Annotated in this window: 11 protein-coding genes; all 11 read right to left on the bottom strand. The window is 76.3% G+C overall.

The genetic code is table 11. From position 1 onward, the window contains the following. Positions 1 to 30 precede the first annotated feature (30 nt). Complete coding sequence (locus tag ADK60_RS34245) at positions 31 to 768, bottom strand: hypothetical protein (protein ID WP_053650808.1); 738 nt, start codon at positions 766 to 768, stop codon at positions 31 to 33. Between the two features lie 147 nt (positions 769 to 915). After that, entirely contained in the window at positions 916 to 5,049 is a 4,134-nt protein-coding gene (locus ADK60_RS34240) for a BTAD domain-containing putative transcriptional regulator (RefSeq protein ID WP_053650807.1), read from the bottom strand. Further along, positions 5,049 to 5,501: a hypothetical protein gene (locus ADK60_RS34235; protein ID WP_053650806.1), complete on the bottom strand. Its 453-nt coding sequence runs from the start codon at positions 5,499 to 5,501 to the stop codon at positions 5,049 to 5,051. The genes ADK60_RS34240 and ADK60_RS34235 overlap by 1 nt, the downstream gene beginning before the upstream one ends. A gap of 371 nt (positions 5,502 to 5,872) precedes the next feature. Further along, on the bottom strand, positions 5,873 to 6,400 hold the full coding sequence (locus ADK60_RS45290; RefSeq protein WP_286185320.1) for a TadE/TadG family type IV pilus assembly protein: 528 nt from the start codon (positions 6,398 to 6,400) through the stop codon (positions 5,873 to 5,875). Between the two features lie 56 nt (positions 6,401 to 6,456). Then, positions 6,457 to 6,831, bottom strand: coding sequence for a TadE family protein (locus ADK60_RS45285; RefSeq protein ID WP_045944012.1), 375 nt, complete (start codon positions 6,829 to 6,831; stop codon positions 6,457 to 6,459). Positions 6,832 to 6,899: 68 nt separating this feature from the next. After that, entirely contained in the window at positions 6,900 to 7,250 is a 351-nt protein-coding gene (locus ADK60_RS34220) for a hypothetical protein (RefSeq protein WP_159394469.1), read from the bottom strand. Between the two features lie 30 nt (positions 7,251 to 7,280). Further along, positions 7,281 to 8,159 carry a type II secretion system F family protein gene (locus ADK60_RS34215; RefSeq protein WP_045944010.1) on the bottom strand — a complete coding sequence of 293 codons (879 nt, stop codon included), beginning with the start codon at positions 8,157 to 8,159 and terminating at the stop codon, positions 7,281 to 7,283. Then, a complete protein-coding gene (locus ADK60_RS34210; RefSeq protein WP_063783351.1) occupies positions 8,156 to 9,175 on the bottom strand; it encodes a type II secretion system F family protein in 1,020 nt (339 codons plus the stop codon). Before ADK60_RS34210 ends, ADK60_RS34215 begins: the two co-directional genes overlap by 4 nt. Further along, the gene (locus ADK60_RS34205) at positions 9,175 to 10,824 is read right to left on the bottom strand and encodes a TadA family conjugal transfer-associated ATPase (RefSeq protein WP_234371428.1); all 1,650 of its coding nucleotides are present in this window, start codon (positions 10,822 to 10,824) and stop codon (positions 9,175 to 9,177) included. Before ADK60_RS34205 ends, ADK60_RS34210 begins: the two co-directional genes overlap by 1 nt. Then, positions 10,814 to 12,259, bottom strand: a complete 1,446-nt coding sequence (locus ADK60_RS45995) for a hypothetical protein (protein WP_063783350.1) — start codon at positions 12,257 to 12,259, stop codon at positions 10,814 to 10,816. The genes ADK60_RS34205 and ADK60_RS45995 overlap by 11 nt, the downstream gene beginning before the upstream one ends. Position 12,260: 1 nt before the next feature. Then, entirely contained in the window at positions 12,261 to 13,166 is a 906-nt protein-coding gene (locus ADK60_RS34195) for an SAF domain-containing protein (RefSeq protein ID WP_053650805.1), read from the bottom strand. Positions 13,167 to 13,230 lie beyond the last annotated feature (64 nt).

Below are 13,230 nucleotides of genomic sequence, written 5' to 3'. Positions count from 1 at the left end.
GCTCCGCGCCCGGTCCCGGCTGCGGCAACGTCAGCAGAAATCGCCAATCCGGTCGGCCACCACGAAGTCCGCCCCGCAATCCGTGCAGTGCGCGCCCCCGAAGAGGTAGGTCAACGCGGTGGCGACGTCACGCTGACCGTCGCCGAGGGCGAGGCTGTGGAGGCGTTGGCCGATGCCGTGCAGGTCACCCGGCTCCGCGGGTCGCAGGGGGGCCTTCTCGACATCGTCGTGCAGGGCGTAGTCGCCGCTCGTGGAGAAGTAGCCGTATTCACCGATGGCGATGAACAGATCGGTCTCGCAGCGCGGACAGGAGGTCTGGTACTCCTCGTTCACGAGTCCGCCGGCCAGCTCCTCGCCCCAGACCGGTACACCTTCGAAGGCCAGGAGGGATTCGAGCAGGTAGATGTAGTCGGTGCGGTCGGGAGCCGTCCGAAGGTGCTCGTTCGCCTTCCGCAGCAGGACCGCGATGTCCTGGGCGTTCTTCGCAAGGACGTCACCGGCCCCGTTCAGCTGGTCCGCCCCCGCCACGATCGCGGCTGCCAGGTGCAGTGCGTTCAGCTGCTCCTTCGTGTCGGCACCGGTGGCGGCGATCGCCGTCAGCCGGGGAAGCGCCGCGAAGCTGGCCGAGTAGACACTGCCCTGATGGCAGAGCGCCGACCAGAGGTCGCTCCAGCACTCGGCAGTCGGATCCGCTTCGATCCGGTCGAGCAGGGCGGGTATGTCTTCCGCAGAGCCGTAGGCATGGCTGAGTTGCGACCAATCCGTCATGCGGGAATCCCATCAGACCGGTGTGACATCCGGCCGTCCCGCCCCCGGCGTCTCCCACCGGATCCGGGCCGGACGCACCGCGCCCCGCTCGGCGCGCGGGGTGCGGGCCGGGCGGGGCGTGGTGGGAGGTGCTGACGGTCTGCCGGGTCAGGCGCCGGCGAGGAGGTCGCGGAGGAGGGCGATGGTGTCGGCGTCGAGTTCGCGACCGGTTCGGCGGCTGAGTGCGTCGAGGCGGTTGACGGCGCGCAGCAGTTGGTCGCGGGCGCCGGCCGAGGCGTAGGCGTAGAACAGGTCGCGGTGCAGCAGTTCGACGTCCGGGGCGACGGCGAGGCCGCGGAAGACGGCGGCCTCGGCGCTGCGGTGGTCGCCGTACTGGAGGCGGCGGGCGGCGAGTTCGTGGGCGGTGTCGACGATCGCGGCGATCATGTCCTGCCGTTCGGCCTCGGCCCAGCCGAACGAGGCGGGCGGGGCCTCCGCGAACGGGGCGCCGCGGACCAGGGCGAGGGCGTGGGCGAGGGCCGCGTCGGCGGTGGCGCTGGTGCTGCGCATGCCGCGCCGGTAGAGGCTGCGGAACTCGTCCCAGTCGCAGGTGACGGCCGGGGCGAAGGTGCAGCCCTCGACCTGGCCGGTGACCAGCAGGGGCCGGCCGTCCGAGGCGGTGCCCAGCCAGGCCGCCAGGTCGGCGAGCTTTTCGGACAGCGGGTTCCGGGCATCGGCGGCGGTGGGGTGCGGGTCGAGGTGGGCCGCCCCGGGGTGCAGGTCGTGGTCGAGGGCGGCGTGGTCGGCGCCGGGGCGCAGGGCCAGGTAGGCGGCGAGCTCGGTGAGCCGGCCGATCGCGCCGGGTTCGGCGGTGCCGCCGGTGCCGGCGACGTCGACCGGTCCGAGCAGGCGGATCCGGGGGGCGTTGCGGACGGCGTGCGCCTCGGGCGAGCGGAGGATGGCGAGCAGGTCGTCGCTGTCGCTGCGCCCGGAGGTGGTCCGGGCGAGCGCGGTGGCGGCCGGACCGGGCTCGGGCCTGCTGGGGAGACGCGGGTCGGCGCCGGTGGGCGCGGAGGCCGGGTCGTGCGTCGGTACGGGCTCGGGGGCGGGTTCCCGGACGGGCCCGGGCGCCGGCTCGGGGACGGCGGGCGCGGGGACGGCCGGCTCGGGAAGGGCAGGCGCGGGGACGGCCGGCTCGGGAAGGGCAGGCGCGGGGGTGGCGGGCGCGGCGGACGGGCCCGCGAGCACCGGGGCCGCCGGAGCCACCGGACCCATCGGCGGCACTGCGCCCACCGGGGCCACCGGCTGGACGGGCACGACAGCGGTCGGCAGTCCGAGGTTCTGGGTGGTCTCGTCGCCCTCGTAGCCGTCGGAGCCGCCGAGGCCGTCGGAGCCCTCAAGACCGTCGGAGCCCTCAAGACCGTCGGAGCCCTCAAGGCCGTCGGATCCGCCGCCGTCCGTCCCCGGCCCGGCGGGCGGCGCGACCGGGAAGGCGGCGGCCGGTCCGGCCGGGACCACGGCGACCGCCGGTGCCACCGGGACCGGCCCGGTGGTGGCGCCGGCCTGTCGGCCGAGCCCGTTGACGAGGTGCCGCGGGGCCGGCAGCGCGGCCGGTCCGACGGACCCCGGCACCGGCGCCGCCGGGTCGGTGCCCGCGAACGGGCTGGCCCCGGTGCCGATCACCCGCGCCAGCAGCCGAGGCCCGGCCGCGGACCGGCCGCCGCCGGTGTCCTCGTTGTCCGCGTCGTCCCCGGAGTCCGGGTCGCCCAGGGCGGCGTCCAGCGCGGCGAGCGAGAAGCCGCCCGCCGGGCCGTCCGACCCGGGGCCCGACGCCGCGCCGACGGCCGCGAGGACCGGGACGGCGGCCGGGAGGTCGGCGGGCTCCAGCTCGTCGCCGTCCAGGGTCCACGCGGGGGCGGGGTGCTGGGTGCTGTCGTCGGCGGCCCGGAGCAGCTCGGTGACCTGCTCGTACTGGCCGGTGGTCAGGCGCTGGAGCTCCAGGGTGAGGTGCAGGCCGGGGACGGTGGCCTGGCCGGTGGCCGGGAGGGTCCAGCGGGCGACCGGGCCGGTGCCGCGCTCGGGGGCGCGGGTGACCACGGCGACGCAGGTGCGGGGCCGGGCGTCGAGCAGCCGGCCGAGTTCGGCCGGGATGCCGCCGCCGGGCTGGTGGCCGCAGAGCACGATCTCGGGGACCCAGGACTCGTCGGCCAGGCCCCGGCTGCGGGCGTCCCGGGGGCTGGCGGCCTCGGCCGAGACCAGGGTGGCCCGGGCCTTGGCGGTGCGCGGGCCGAGGGCGGCGAGCGCGGCGTCCAGGGTGGTGTGGCGGTGGATCCGCTCGGCGGCCGGTCCGCTGATCGGCATCTCCTCGGCGAGGTCCACCAGGTGCAGGTGGAGCCGGTCCGCGAGCGGGCTGTGCGCGAGTTCGAGGGCCAGCGTGCGCAGGACGTCGCGGGCGTCGTCCTGGTGCCCGGAGAGGTGGAGCAGCCGGACCGTCTCCAGGTCGGCGAGGACGATCGAGCCGTCCGCGGCCGAGCCCAGGGTGACCAGGGCCGGGTAGGGGGCCGCGGTCTTGCGGGCCTGGGCCGGCGAGAGCAGGCCCTCGGAGTCGGCGGCGCACCACCAGATGTCGGGCGTGTGGGCGGCGCGGAAGGGCGCGATGGGCGCGGCGGGACCGGAGAGGTGGAGTTCGATCGTGCGGCCGGGGGTGATCCGGGCGGCGACGATCGCGGGCAGCCGCTTGCCGCCGCGGACGGTGTTGCGGGCCATGCTGCGCAGGGCGCGGTCCAGCAGGTGCAGTCCGGCGTCGTCCTGGCGGGCCTTCAGTTCGGCCTCGAAGGCGGCGGCCGGGGCGCTGGGCATGGCGATGCGGTGCCGGGGACGGCGGGCGCGCAGCTGGCCGCCGCGCTTGCGGGCGACGGTCCCGACCATGATCGCGGCGAGCAGCACACCGACGGTGGAGGCGGCGAGGGCGACGCCGTAGTCGTCGTTCGCCTGCTCGGCGTGGGCGGCCGGGGCCTGGGCCTCGACCTTCGGGGCGGGCGTCCCCGCCGGGGCCGGGGCGGAGGGCTGCGCGGGCGCCGGGGCCTGGGCGGAGGGCTGCGCCGGGCCGGGTGTCTGCGCGGCGGGCGCCGAGGGCGTCTGGGTGTTCGGCGCGGGCGGCGGCGGGGTCGGCGGGGGGGGGGGGGCCTGCTCGGGCGCGGGGGCCGGGGCAGGAGCGGGCGCGGGGGCCGGAGCCGGGGCACCGGGCAGGCTGAGCACCATGCCCGGCACCACCACGTCCGGGTCGGTGAGCCGCTCGCCGTCGGGCGCCTGGACGCCCTGGTTCGCCTCGAACAGCTTCGGCCAGGCCTCCGCGTCGCCCAACTCCCTCTGGGCGATCGCCGACAGGCTCTCGCCGGCCTTGACGGAGACGGTGCCGCCCTGGGCCGCGCCGCCGGCCGGGCCGGTCTGCGGCGTCCCGGCCGGGGCGGGGGCGGCGGGCCCGGGGGTCGCCTGGTCGGGCTTGGCGTCGGCCGGCATGGCGAGCTTCCAGCCGGGCTGGATCGGCCGGTCCGCGTCGAAGCGGATCCCCGAATCGTCCATCACCCGGCCGTCGTTGAGCTTGGCGATCTCCGTCCAGCGCTCGCCGGAGCCGAGTTGGCGCTCGGCGATGGACCACAGGCTGTCGGCCGGGCGGCTGTCCCGCACGGTGTAGCCGGCCTGCGGGTCGGCGGCGGGGGTGACGGCCGGCGCGGCCTGCGCGGCGGCCTGCTGCGCGCCCGCGGCCACCTGCGCGGTGGCGGCGGCCGGCGCGTGCTCGGCGGTGGCGGCGAAGGCCGAACCGGCCACCGGCACCAGGGCGATGACCGCGCCGACCAGTCCGGCCGCGGCCCGCTGGCTCCAGCCGAAGGCCGGGATCCGCCGGGCCACCCGGCCGCGCAGCTGCGCCGGGATCTCCAGCAGGACGGAGAGCGCGAAGCACGCCCAGCCGACCCAGCCGACCACCACCAGCAGCCAGAGGAACAGCCGCCCGTCGTCGGGGCTGGTCAGCAGCGCGCCGATGCCGTCGGGCGCGAGTTCGCCCATGTCGGCCACCGAGCGGGTGCCGTACAGCAGCAGGGCGGGCACGCCGACCATCAGGACGAGCAGGGTGATCAGGGCCGCGATCGCGGCGAGTACGGCGCCGCCCCGGCCGCGCCGACGGCCGCCGCGCGCCCGATGGGACGGCAGCGGCGCCGGCCGTCGGCCGGACGCGGGGGTGGCGTTCGCTCCCCGGGCCGGACGCCCGGCACGGGTCTGGTCCTTGGCGCGTGGCGCGGCCATCAGGCGGTCTCCGCTTCCTTGACTCCGTGGACGAGGGTGGCGCTCCCCTTGCCCGTGACCTTCCCTTTGCCGAGTTCGCCCAGCAGGACGGGGTGGAACTCGGCCCGCACCGTGATCGTGACGGTGGCGCCGTCCGGGGAGAATTCCACGTCGGCCGCTGACAGCCCGTACAGCGCGAGGTAGCTGTCGGCCGCGGCCTCGACGTAGGTCCGTGCTCTCAGTTTGTACCCTTCGCCCCTCAACAGGGCTGCTTCGTCCAGCTGTTGGCCGGCCATCCGGGCGGCCTCCTGGGCGTAGGCGTCGACCCGCTCGGCGAGCCGCAGCTTGCCGCCGGCGTCGATGACCAGCGCGATGACCAGCACCACGTAGGCCGCGCAGATGGCGACGAAGATCGACAGCGCGCCCCGGTCCGAACGGCCGCCGAGCGGACCGCCCAGCCGGGCTCGCAACATCCGGGCCGGCAACATCCGGGATCGCAACGTCCGGGCCCGCAACGTCCGGGCAGCGAGCGGCCGGGCACGGGGCGGCCGCACCGCGCGCGTGCGTGCGCGTGCCATGGCGTTCCCTCCCCACCAGCTCCTCCGCCCTCCCCAGGGCGTCCTCCGCTTGCGTCTCCCCCGCCCGACGGCTCCCCAATCCCCGTCCGGCCGCCTCGTCCTCACAGCCCTGTCACCCCCCGCCCCACGACCCGACACAATCTCCACCCACTTGCCGCGCTCGACCCACTCGACCCACTCGCCTCGCTCGGGCCCCCGCCCCACCGGACGGCACCCCGCGCCTCACCGGACGGCACCCCGCGCCTCACCGGACGGCACCCCGCGCCTCACTGGCCCCGGTACCGGTCGACCACCGAGGCGAACGAACCGGTGAGCGTCTTCGGGAAGAGGTCCGGCCCGCCGATCAGGTCCCCCAGGTAGACCTCGCAGGACACCGTCACCTCGACCGTCTCCCAGGTGACACCTTGACTGGTCCGTTTCTTCTTCTCCGTGGTGACCTTGCTGCTCCGGCAGTGCACTCCCTGCTGCTGCATCGAGTCCGCGGCGGACGCCTTCGCCACGGCCTCCAGGTCGCCCGTGCGGGTCATCGAGGCCGCGCGGGCCGCCGAGCGGGCCGCCGCCTCGACGGTGCCGCCGGCGGTCTGCATCCGGCCCGCCACGACCGCGACCAGGATCAGCGCGACCACGGCGGGGGCGACGATCGCCGCCTCGATCGCCGTGCTGCCGCCGTCCCGCCCGCGCCCGGACCGGGCGGCACGCCGGGCGGCGAGCCCGCGTCCAGGTACAGGTCCGGGTCCAGGTACAGGTCCGGGTCCAAGCGCAGGTCCGGGCCCGCCCCGCCCCGCCCGGTCCACGTCGTGCGCGGACCGGGCCGGGCGTGCCGACCGCCGTCCCCACCGCACCGGCCGACTCACGGCCGCACCACCGGGGGGACGAACCGCTCGCGCGGGGCCTCGGCGAACTGGGTGACGGTCGGCGGAGTGATGAACGGGATGATGACCGGGGGCGTCACCTCGACGGTGACCTTGATCAGCACCGGCGAGCTGCCGTCCGTGACGACCCGGTGGTCCGTGTTGCCCTGTCGCGTCAGGAAGTCGTCGGCCTGCCGCCGCGCGGCCTCGTCCTTCTGCGCGTCGGTCCGGTTCCCCTGACCCCGCCCCGCGTCGACGCCCTCGCGGGCAGCACTCAGCGCGAGTTGGCGGTGGTACCACCACATCCCGGTCTGGGTGACAGTCATGATCAGGATCAGGACGATCGGGAAGACGATGGCCAGACTCAGGGTCATCGCCCCCCGGTCGGAACGGCGAGGACCAAGACGGCGGGGACGAGGACGGCGGAGGCGACGACGGTGGATCACGAGCCGGCCGGAGCCCCGGCGCCGCCGGTGTACTTCGGGTCCTGGTTGACCTTGGTGACGACCTTGTCCTTCAGAGCGACCAGGGCGAACACCACCAGGCCCGCGATGAACACCAGCGCGATGACGGCGAGCGCGAGTTCGATGCTGATGGCGCCCTTGTCGCCACGCGCCCGGGCGGCCTTGACCCGGCCCATCCGGAAGTGGAAGAGCGTGGCGGCGAACTGGAGCGGCAGCAGGGCCGCGCCGACGAGTAGGAAGACCAGTGGCTTGAGTCGGTCCTTCATGAACTGCTCCCAGGGGTGAGATGTGGTGACGGAGGCGCTGACCTCCGCGACGGGGTGACTCATCGAACGGGGTGTCCCATCGGACGGGGTGGTTCAGTTGAGCATCTTGAACAGTGCCGGGAAGACGACCAGGAAGGTCATCAGCAGAGTCAGCGCGGACCCCGGAGCCACCATCCGCTCGCTGTCGGCATTGGCCCGGGCGAGGTCCTCCGCCAGCAGTTCGCCCCGCAGGCCCTTGGACCGGGCCCGCAGGGTGTCGTAGACGGCGGCGCCGTCGGTACCGGAGATCCGCATGATGTCGGCCAGGTCCTGGAGCGGGGTCAGGCCCAACTCCTCCGCCAGCGCGTCCAGTCCGGCCCACGGCGGCAGCCGGTCGGTGGCCGCCCGGTCCAGCGCGTCCCGGATCCGGAGGAACACCGCGCCGCGCCCGACGGCGGCGGCCCGGCGCAGCGCCTCGGCCGGGCCGAGGTCGGCGGCCCGTTCCATCGCCACCAACTCCAGGTAGGCGGCGATGCCGTGCAGGTACTCGACCCGCGCCTCCTTGGCCTCGCCGCGCACGATCCCGTCCGGGACGAACCAGAGCAGCCCGGCCAGCAGCGGCCCGACCACCAGCGGCAGGGCGAAGGGCAGGTCCAGGCCGAGCAGCAGCGCCGCCACCACCAGGTACGGCGGCAGCGCCAGTCCGAGCAGGGCGAAGAGCAGCTTGTGCGCCATGAACCGGGCCGGGGTGCGGCCGATCAGGGCGAGCTCGCGCTCCGGGATGCGGACCCCGCGCAGACGGACCGAGCGCTCGCCGATCCGGTCGAACCAGCGCGGCCGGTCGTCCGGGTCGGGGGTGCGGTCGGCCGGGGTGCGGTGCAGCCGGTCCAGCGCCTGGCCCAGGTCGGGCGGCGAGGGCCGGAGTTCGGCGATCAGCATGGCGACGCCGCCCGCCGCGACGGCGCCGGCCAGCACGGACCACGGGGAGATCATCGGACCTCCCCGAGCAGTCGCGCGGTGCCCTCGGCACCGTCGGTCCCGTCGGCCGGGGCCGGTCCGTCGGCGCCGTCCGAGGCCTGCCCGTCGCCGCGCCGGCGCAGCGCGCGGCCGGTCCGGCTGCGGCGGTCCGGCTCCAGCAGCCGCGGCACCGGCGGGTACGAGGCCAGCGCGCGCATCCAGGCGATCACCGCCACGAACAGCGCGCAGATCACGCCGAGCACGATCTGGCCGAGCGCCGTGCTGTAGGGGGCGGTGTACTCGGTGTTGAACGAGCCCACCGTGACGACCAGCAGGATGATGCCCACCAGCCAGCGGATGGTGGTGCGGTGCTTGGCCCGGTCGGCCTCGATGGTGCGCCGCTGCCGGACCTCCTCGCGGACCGACTCGGCCATGTCGGACAGCGCCCGGGCCAGGCCGGGGCCGCTGTCGGCGGCGCGCAGCACCAGCGCGGCGAGCACCTTGTCGGCGGTGGCGTCGGCCATGCTGTCGGCGAACAGCCGCAGCGCCTCCTCCGGGCGCCAGCGGGCCTGCAGCCGGGCGGCCAGCTCGCCGACCTCGGCCTCGATCGCGGCGGGCGCGGTGCGGCGGCTGGTGATGATGGCCTGGTTGAGGCCGACGCCGAGCAGCAGCACGTCGGCGATCCGCTGGGTCCACTCCGAGAGCGCCTCCAGCCGTTCGATCCGGTCGGTGTCGGAGCGGGTGGTGTCGAACAGCCAGGGCAGGCCGAACACCGCCAGCGGCACCAGCAGCACCGTCAGCGGGATGCCGGTGAACAGCCAGCCGAGCGGCGCCCCGATCAGGGTGAGCGGCAGTTGGATCCGGCGCAGCCGCGCCATCCGGTGGGAGGCGGTGCCGGGCGCGCCGTACCAGAACACGTGCAGCCGGGAGGCCAGCGGGTTGAGCTCCCGGGGCTCCGCCGGCTCCCGCGCCGGGTCGCTGCCGCGCGCCCAGGCCACCAGGGCGACCAGGCCCGCCGCGACGGCGAGGCCGCAGAGCACGAAGAGCGGCATCACCGGGCACCACCGCCGATCCGCAGCTGGAGCGGCTCGGCCCAGCTGCCGTAGCGGGAGCCGAGCAGCGCGGCGTCGAAACCGGCCCGGCGCAGGTCGTCCAGGCACTGCGGCGGGGTGTGCGGGACGGCGCGCGGCTCGCCCAGCTCGGGGCGCGGACCGAACACGGTGTTCAGCGCCGGCCGGCCGCTCTCGCCGAGGCCCGCGACCTCCAGGACGTGCGAGACGAAGCGGTGCCGGCGGCCGCCGACGTGCGTCTCGTCGACCATCGACACGTGCACGATGAAGTCCACGGCGTTGGCGGTGAGCCGGTAGGCGAGCGCGTCGGTCATGTGCGAGCCGTACTCCAGGCAGAGTTCGGCGATGCGGTCGACGACCATGTGCGGGCCGCGCGCGTGCAGGGTGCACATCGAGCCGCCCTCGCCGTTGGTCATGACGCGCAGCATCGGGACGACCTCGCCGGAGCGGACCTCGCCGACGATGATCCGGGAGAGGGTCATCCGCAGCGCCGCCGGGATGAGGTCGCCGATGGTCAGCTCGCCGGCCGCCCGGCCCTCCACCCGCTCGCCGTTGCCCTCCCGGGCCTCCATCGGGACGACCTGGCGCAGATGGCCGAGGGTGTGCAGCCAGAGCTCGAACTCCGACTCCAGGGTGCCGACCCGCTCGTCCGGCGGGATCTCGGCGGCCATCGCCCGCAGCAGGCTGGTCTTGCCGACGCCCTGGGTGCCGGTGATCATCACGTTCTTCCGGGCCCGGATGGCCGAGGCCAGGAAGGCCGCGAGGGTGCTGTCCACGGCGCCGAGCCGGACCATCTCGGGCAGGGTCGCCGAGGCCACCCGGTGCCGGCGGATCGCGACGTACGGGCGCGGGGTGACCTCGGTGAGCGCCTGGAGGCGCATGCCGCCCTCCAGGCGCAGGGCGAGCATCGGGCTGGCGGTGGACAGCGAGCGTTCGCCGCCGCCGTGCTGGCGGGCCAGGTCCTGGAGCAGTTCGACGAGTTCGGCGTCGCTGTCGGCCACCGGCGGGACCTGGCGCAGCGGCTGGTGCACCCGGGAGACCCAGACGTCGTCGCAGCCGTTGACGAGGATGTTCTCGATGTCCGGGTCGTCCAGGTAGGGCTGGAGCCGGCCGGCCCGGAACAGCAGGTCGAAGACGGCCTCGGCGAGGGCGCGGTCCTGCTCGCGGGTCGGCGGGATGCCGTGGGTCTGCGCGTAGGTGTCGGACCAGCGGGCGACGGCCTCCTCGATCAGTGCGCGGCCGCGCTGGCGGCGGGTGGCCCGGTCCGGCTCGGCGCCGGAGCCGGAGGTCAACCGGGTGATCTGCTGGTGCAGTTCGGCGGCGACCTGGCGCTTCAGCTCGCGCGCGACCGCGGGGTCGACGGCGGGCCGGGTGCCGGCGCCGCGCCGGTCGAGCGAGGGCAGCGCGGAGGGGACGGCGGTGGGCGTGGCTGCGGCGGCGGGAACGGCGGCCGTCGGCGCTGCCGCCGCCTGGCCCGGGGCCACCGGGCCGGGGGCGGTCGGGCCGGGCGCGGTCGGGCCGGGGGCGACCCGGCCGGTGGTCATCGGCCCGACCGGGCCGGGCAGTGGCGTCGACCAGGGCAGCGCGGCCGGGTCGGTCGCGGGCTGCTGGTGCAGCGGACTACCGCGCACGGAGCACCTCCCCGTCGACGGTCTGGTCCCGGACCTCGGGAGCGGGGGCGGGAGCGGGGGCGGGGGCGGACGATCCGGGCTCCGGGTACGGCTGGACTCCCGGTCCCTGGTACGGGCCGCCGGGGTGAGGACTGTCGGGGTACGGGGCGCCCGGGTACACGGCCTCGGGGTGCGGGCCCTCGGGGTACGCCCGGTCCGCGTACGACTGGCCGACCTGCCCGTGCCCGGGGAACGGCGCCGGGGCGGCCGGCTGCGGCGCGAGCCCGGCGAGCGGCGCCACCGGGCCGGTGGTGATCACGGGCGGCACCGGGCCGTACGGCTGCTGCTCGTACGGCTGTTGCCCGTAGGACTGTTGCCCGTACGGCTGCTGGTACGCCTGCTGCTCGTATCCCTGCTGTTGGTACGACTGCTGCTGGTACGACTGCTGCTGGTACGTCGGCTGCTGGTACGTCGGCGCGGGCTGCGGTGCCGAGGCCGCCGCTGCTGCTGTCGCTGCGGGCCCGGCGTACCCGTACCCGGCCGCGTCGGCCCGCTGGGGTCCGGCCGGTGCGGCCGTCCCGGCGCCGGGCACCGCCGTCGGCCCGACAGCCTCCGCCGCCGTCCCGGCACCCGTCCCCGGCCCGAGCTGCGCCGGCCCCGCCACCGCCGGAGCGAGCCGCTGGCGCCGCCGGCGGACCGTCAACTGGATCTCGTCCGCCGCCGACCGCGCCGTGCGCATCAGCTCCGAGCGGACGAACCGCCGGTCGGTGACGTCCCCGCCGTCCGACAGCACCTGGGCGGTGCGCCGCGCGTGCGGCAGCAGGCCGAGCACGGGCAGCCCGAACTCCTTGGACACCTCGGCCCCCGAGTACGGCCCCTCGGCGATCAGCAGCAGGCCCAGCGCGTCGGCGCCGGTACCGGCCGAGGCGAGGTCCTCGGCCAGCGTCGCCAGCCGGGGCCGGGCCGCGCTCAGCCCGCGCAGGGTGGTGCGCACGGCCGCCGCGACCACGTCGGCCCGGCGGGCCAGCACCGCGCTGGTGCCGGTGGCGCCGGAGCGGCCGAGGTCGAGGATGACGTCGTAGCCCTGCGGCTCCAGCCCGTGCAGCACCTCCATCAGCGGTTCCCAGGTGTAGGCGAGGCCGGGCGCCTGGGTGGGGTCGGTCAGGCCGGGCAGCAGGAGGCGTTCGGCGTTGCCGGCCGGGGAGAGGTCGATCAGCTGCTCCCAGAGGGCCTGCGCGAGCAGTCCCCGGCGGTCGGCCACGGCGAGGTTGCGCAGTCCGTAGACCGCCTCGACCCGGCCCTCCAGGGCACCGGCCAGGACGGCGCCGCCGTCCGGGTCGCACTCGACCAGCAGGATGCGGCGGCCGGGCTGCAGCGGCCAGGCCAGCAGCAGTGCCAGCGCGGTCGTGGTGGCGCCGGGTGCCCCCGGGGCGCCGACCACCGCGATCACGGCCATCTCAGTTCCCACCCGCCCCGGTCGGCGCGCCCGAGGCTGCGGGGCGTCCGGCGGCCGGAGTTCCGGCGGACGCCCCGGAGACGGCGGCCGGGGCCGCCGCGCCGCTCGTCGGCGCTCCGGCGGCGGGGGTGCCGGTGGCACCGGGGGTCGGCGCGCCCGGGGCGGCCGCGCCGGGCGAAGCGGCGGAGGGTGAGGCGGCGGAGGGACGCGGAGCCAGCACCACCTGGATCCGCCCGGTGGCCACCCAGCCCGCCAGCCGGGCGGCGTCCGCCTCGTTGACGACGACGTCGAACACCTGGCTGCCGTCGGCGTCCACCCGGCCGGCGTTGAAGACGGTGGCGGCGAGGGTCTCGGACCGCCCCCCGTCCGAGGTGTACACCACGATCACCGGCAGGCCCGGCTGGAGCCGGGTGGCCGGCAGCTGGGTGCGCCGGGCCGCGACGCCGACCAGCAGCTGCCCCGGGTTCAGGACCAGCGACTGAGCGAGGTCCGACCTGGTCAGCAGCCCGCCCCGGTGGAGGTCCGTGGTGGCCCGCATGCCGATCGCCTTGGCCCGGTCGGCCGCGTCCAGCGGCTTGAGCGCCGGGTCGCTCGCGATCCGGACGGTCACCAGGTCGCCCTCGGTCAGCGCCTGCCCCCACGGCACGTCACGGGCCAGCGCCAGCACGGTGATCCGCTGGCCGGTGCTGTTGTAGAGCACCGCGCCGCCCAGCCCGCCGGCGGCTATCAGGGCCACCGCCATGGCCAGCACGGCGGGCCGCCTGCGCCGGGCGCCGAGCGCCCGCCCGGGGGTGCGCGGGGCACCGCGCCCCTGCTCCGGCACGGCCACGGGCGCGGGCGCGGTGCTGCTCGCGGTCGCCGTGGCGGATGTGCCGGAGCCGGATGCGGCAAAGGTACGGTTCTCCACCGGGCTTCGGCCTTCCTCGCGTCGTTCGTCGTTCGTCGGTCGTTGCTGTGCTTGCGGCGGTGTC

Origin of the sequence: Streptomyces sp. XY431, assembly GCF_001279805.1 — a bacterium.
Lineage (GTDB): Bacteria > Actinomycetota > Actinomycetes > Streptomycetales > Streptomycetaceae > Kitasatospora > Kitasatospora purpeofusca.
The sequence above is the reverse complement of the archived record's forward strand: the minus strand, read 5'-3'. Positions and strand labels throughout refer to the sequence as shown.

Coding starts and splice junctions, on each gene's coding strand:
- ADK60_RS34245 (WP_053650808.1), bottom strand. CDS start 768: ATGACGGATTGGTCGCAACTCAGCCATGCCTACGGCTCTGCGGAAGAC.
- ADK60_RS34240 (WP_053650807.1), bottom strand. CDS start 5,049: ATGGCCGCGCCACGCGCCAAGGACCAGACCCGTGCCGGGCGTCCGGCC.
- ADK60_RS34235 (WP_053650806.1), bottom strand. CDS start 5,501: ATGTTGCGAGCCCGGCTGGGCGGTCCGCTCGGCGGCCGTTCGGACCGG.
- ADK60_RS45285 (WP_045944012.1), bottom strand. CDS start 6,831: ATGACCCTGAGTCTGGCCATCGTCTTCCCGATCGTCCTGATCCTGATC.
- ADK60_RS34220 (WP_159394469.1), bottom strand. CDS start 7,250: ATGAGTCACCCCGTCGCGGAGGTCAGCGCCTCCGTCACCACATCTCAC.
- ADK60_RS34215 (WP_045944010.1), bottom strand. CDS start 8,159: ATGATCTCCCCGTGGTCCGTGCTGGCCGGCGCCGTCGCGGCGGGCGGC.
- ADK60_RS34210 (WP_063783351.1), bottom strand. CDS start 9,175: ATGCCGCTCTTCGTGCTCTGCGGCCTCGCCGTCGCGGCGGGCCTGGTC.
- ADK60_RS45995 (WP_063783350.1), bottom strand. CDS start 12,259: ATGGCCGTGATCGCGGTGGTCGGCGCCCCGGGGGCACCCGGCGCCACC.